This window comes from Methylobacterium goesingense (genome assembly GCF_022179225.1).
GTDB classification, from domain to species: Bacteria; Pseudomonadota; Alphaproteobacteria; order Rhizobiales; family Beijerinckiaceae; genus Methylobacterium; species Methylobacterium goesingense.
Genome location: NZ_BPQL01000243.1, coordinates 1 through 3552, shown reverse-complemented (window position 1 = coordinate 3552; position 3552 = coordinate 1). Strand labels below are relative to the sequence as shown.

At 74.6% G+C, this 3552-nt stretch carries 4 protein-coding genes; 1 reads left to right on the top strand and 3 read right to left on the bottom strand.

Annotation, left to right across the window (positions count from 1 at the left end):
- From MFF30_RS25595 to MFF30_RS25585, 3 genes are all read right to left on the bottom strand, one after another.
- Positions 1-714, bottom strand: a 714-nt coding sequence (locus tag MFF30_RS25595; RefSeq protein ID WP_238283066.1) for a DUF2336 domain-containing protein, incomplete at its 3' end; no start/stop codon positions are given.
- The gene (locus tag MFF30_RS25590; protein WP_238283065.1) at positions 711-1832 is read right to left on the bottom strand and encodes a lytic transglycosylase domain-containing protein; all 1122 of its coding nucleotides are present in this window, start codon (positions 1830-1832) and stop codon (positions 711-713) included. The genes MFF30_RS25590 and MFF30_RS25595, both read right to left, overlap by 4 nt.
- Positions 1833-1935: 103 nt before the next feature.
- Positions 1936-2334, bottom strand: coding sequence for a rhodanese-like domain-containing protein (locus MFF30_RS25585; protein ID WP_238283064.1), 399 nt, complete (start codon positions 2332-2334; stop codon positions 1936-1938).
- Between the two features lie 140 nt (positions 2335-2474).
- Here MFF30_RS25585 and ftrA point away from each other — a divergent pair, with 140 nt between their 5' ends.
- Positions 2475-3509 carry a transcriptional regulator FtrA gene (gene ftrA, locus MFF30_RS25580; protein WP_238283062.1) on the top strand — a complete coding sequence of 345 codons (1035 nt, stop codon included), beginning with the start codon at positions 2475-2477 and terminating at the stop codon, positions 3507-3509.
- Positions 3510-3552: the final 43 nt, after the last annotated feature.

Sequence of the window (3552 nt, the reverse complement as noted above, 5' to 3'; positions counted from 1 at the left end):
CACGAGGCGGGCGAGGTCGATCGGGTGGGCCTCGGCGCTGAAGGCCAGGGTCGCGCGCTCCTGTGCCTCCCGGCTGGCGCGCGCGCTCCGGGCCGGGGTGAGCCAGCCGGAGGACACCGCGAAGGCCGAAAGAGCTTCGGCGAGGCGGGTCGTGATGCTCTGGCGCACCTCGAGGGGCAGGTTCGGCCGCGTGAGAATCGCCTCACGCACGGCGGCCTTGCCACCGTGGCGCTCGACCATCCGCATCAGGCTGCCGGTGGTAATCCGGGCGCTGCGGTTGCGCGCGAGAGCGACGAGGGCCGGCGCCTCCCCGATCTCCGCGATTGCCCCGGCGACGCCCGCGGAGAGGTTCGCGCGGCCCGCGATCGCGCGGCGGACGGTAAGGCAGCCGATGGCGACACCGTCCACGAGGTCGGCATCTCCGAGCACCGGCGAGCGCGACAGCACCAGGGCGGCGATGTCCGCCTGATCGCCCGCGAGGGCGACGATCAGGGTCCGGGGCGCCGTGGCGCAACCGGCGCAGGCCTCCGCCAGGGCCCGCCGCACGAGGCTGGAGGGATCGTCGAGGAGCGCCAGCAGCGCCGCTTCCGCCTCCCAGGCGATCTCCGCACCGAGGCCGCCGTAGAGGTAGGCGCGGGCCAGCGACCCTGCCGCCTCCGCCCGGCGCGCGGCGGAGCTGTGCTGCGTCCAGGCGAGGAACTGGCGGATGATCATGGGCCGCTCCGGATCGTGAAGAGGGACAGGTCGAGGGGAGCGCCGGACCGGACCGCCTGGCTGGAGGCGCCGAATTCGGCCGGCCGGCGCGGCGGAAGCGGCGCGCCGGTGAGCGCGGTGCCGGTGAATGCGGCGCCGGTGAGTGTGGGGCGGGCGACATCCGCCGGGGATGAGGCGGCGCGGTCGGGGGTGGTCACGGGGTCGGCCTGAGGCGCCTCCCCGCCGTCCGAGCGCGGGAAGTAGCTCGGCGCGCTGCGGGCGGGCTCGGCGCCCGAGGCCCGGCCCTGCCAGAGCCGGGCGACCCCGGCCGAGACGCCGCCCTGTTGGCGGGCGTCGGTCTGGAACATCGAGCGTAGACCGCCCTCGTTGAGGGAGGCGTAGGCGGTGGCGCCCTCCGGCAGCGCGACGGTGGCGGCGACCGGAGTCTGCGCGCTGCCCGCACGGGCGGTGGCGAGGTGGGCGTAGAGTTCGGCCGCTCCGCGCGGGCGCCCGGCCTTGTCGTAGAACAGGTTCCGGTTGGCGGCGGCCGCCTCCGGCATGTCGAGGGCGGCGGCCCGGGCCGGGCTCGCCTGGGCGGTGGCGATGAGGGCGGCGGCCCCCCGCGCCCCGAGGACGTGGGCGGCGTAGAGGTCGCCCCCCGTCGGCTCCCGCCCGAGGGTCGCGCTCAGGCTCTCGCGGTTCCGCTCGGTCAGGGCGCCCGCCATGGTGGCGGCGATCTTCGGATCGCGGCGCAGGTCCAGGATGGTCTGCCGGGCGGCCGGGTCGCTCACCGTGTAGGTGCCGTCCGCCCCCCGGGTGATGGCATCCGCGTAGGTCGAGAGGCCGAGCCGGGGCCCCGCGCTCTTCATGGTCCCGAGCCAGGTCTGCTCGATGAACTGGAACAGGCCGGTGGCCGAAGAGGTGGTGGCCTTGGCGGTGGGATCGAGGGACGATTCGCGCTGGGCCGTGGCCAGGAGGTAGTCGAAGCCCGCGCCGGAGGTCTGCGCCCCGTCGCGGATCGCCTCGATCACTCCGCCGGTCGCGCCGGTACGGCCGCTCTGGGCCGTCCCGCGCGAACCCGCTTCCCGGCTGGCGCCGGTCTCGCGGGGGCTGGCGGGGGGCGTGGTGAACAGGAACATGGCCGTCCGGCTGAGGGCGGGCCCGGATGCCGCCCCGGTCCGATCCTTGTTCCCATCATGGTAAAGGAAGCTTGAAGGGCAGGCGCCCGGACGGTGACCGGTTTCAGGATTCGCCCGCGAATTCCAGGCCCTCGTCCGCCCAGCCCGTCAGTCCGCCCAGCATCAGCTTCACGGGGCGCCCGAGTTCGGCGAGCTTCAGAGCCGCACGGTCGGCACCGTTGCAATGGGGGCCGGCGCAGTAGACGACGAACAGCGTGTCCGCGGGCCATGCGGCCATGCGCTCGGCGGTGATGAGTCCGTGCGGCAGGTGCAGGGCGCCCGGGATGTGGCGCTGCCGAAACGCGGCCTCGGAGCCGACGGCGTGCAGGAGCACGAAGTCGGGCGGCCCGGCCCGCAGGGCGGCGGCCACGTCCGCGCAGTCGGTCTCCAGTTCGAGGCGGCGGCGGAAATGGTCGCGCGCGATCGCGGGCGGGCAGGCGGGGATGGCGCTGACGGGGTTCATGGCTCGACTCCTTCTCGGTCATCTTCGCTCGGGCATCTTCGCTCGAGCAGCCTCGCTCGGGCAGCCTCGGTGGACGCGGAAGACGTAGCAGTCGGGATGCGACTTGGCGGCGGGCGGGCGTGCCAGTTAGCGTCGCGATCATGCCAAAGCCGCAGGCCCGTCCCCCAATCAACGGCCACGCCATCTCCGGAAGGCACCTCGCCCCCGCCGACCGCCTCGTGGTGGTGCTGGCCTATGACGGGCTCTGCACCTTCGAGTTCGGCGTCGCCGTGGAGATCTTCGGGCTACCGCGCCCGGAGATGGGCGCGGATTGGTACCGCTTCGCCGTGGCCGGGCTCGAGCCCGGTCCGATGCGGGCCGAGGGCGGTGTGCGCGTCCTGGCCGATGGTGGCCTCGACCTCCTGGCCGAGGCCGGCACCATCGTGGTGCCGGGCTGGCGCGGAGCCGATCTGCCTGTGCCCGGCCCGCTGGTGGAGGCGCTCCGGGCGGCGGCAGCGCGCGGAGCGCGCCTGCTCTCGATCTGCTCCGGGATCTTCGTCCTCGCGGCCGCCGGCCTCCTGGAGGGACGCCGCGCCACCACCCATTGGCGCCACGCCGAGGCGCTGGCGGCGCGCCATTCCGGCATCCGTTTCGTGGCGGACGTCCTCTACGTGGACGAGGGCCAAATCCTCACCTCCGCCGGCTCCGCCGCAGGCATCGACCTCTGCCTGCACCTGGTGCGGCGCGATTTCGGCGTGGCCGCCGCCAACCTCGTGGCGCGGCGCCTCGTCGTCCCGCCCCACCGGGACGGCGGACAGACGCAGCGCGTGCCGGGGGCGGTCGCTGTGCCCCACGAGGCCGCGCGGATCGGGCCGCTCCTCGATGCGATCCGGGCGGATCCCGGGCGCGACTGGCCGATCGCCGTCCTGGCCGCGCGGGCGGGGATGAGTGCGCGGACATTCCTGCGCCGCTTCACGTGCGCCACCGGAACCACGCCGGCGCGCTGGCTCCTCGCCCTGCGCCTCGCCCGCGCCCGCGACCTCCTGGATGAACCGGACCGGCCGCTCCAGGCCGTGGCCGAGGCGGCGGGCTTCGCCACGGCCGCGACCCTGCGCCGGCACTTCCGCCGCCAATTCGCGATGACGCCGGCCGCCTACCGCGCCCGGAACGCGAAAAGCGCCCCGGAGGACGCTTGAAGAGATTGGATCGGTTAGGAAAAATGGAGCGGGCGAAGGGATT

Coding starts and splice junctions, on each gene's coding strand:
- MFF30_RS25590 (WP_238283065.1), bottom strand. CDS start 1,832: ATGTTCCTGTTCACCACGCCCCCCGCCAGCCCCCGCGAGACCGGCGCC.
- MFF30_RS25585 (WP_238283064.1), bottom strand. CDS start 2,334: ATGAACCCCGTCAGCGCCATCCCCGCCTGCCCGCCCGCGATCGCGCGC.
- ftrA (WP_238283062.1), top strand. CDS start 2,475: ATGCCAAAGCCGCAGGCCCGTCCCCCAATCAACGGCCACGCCATCTCC.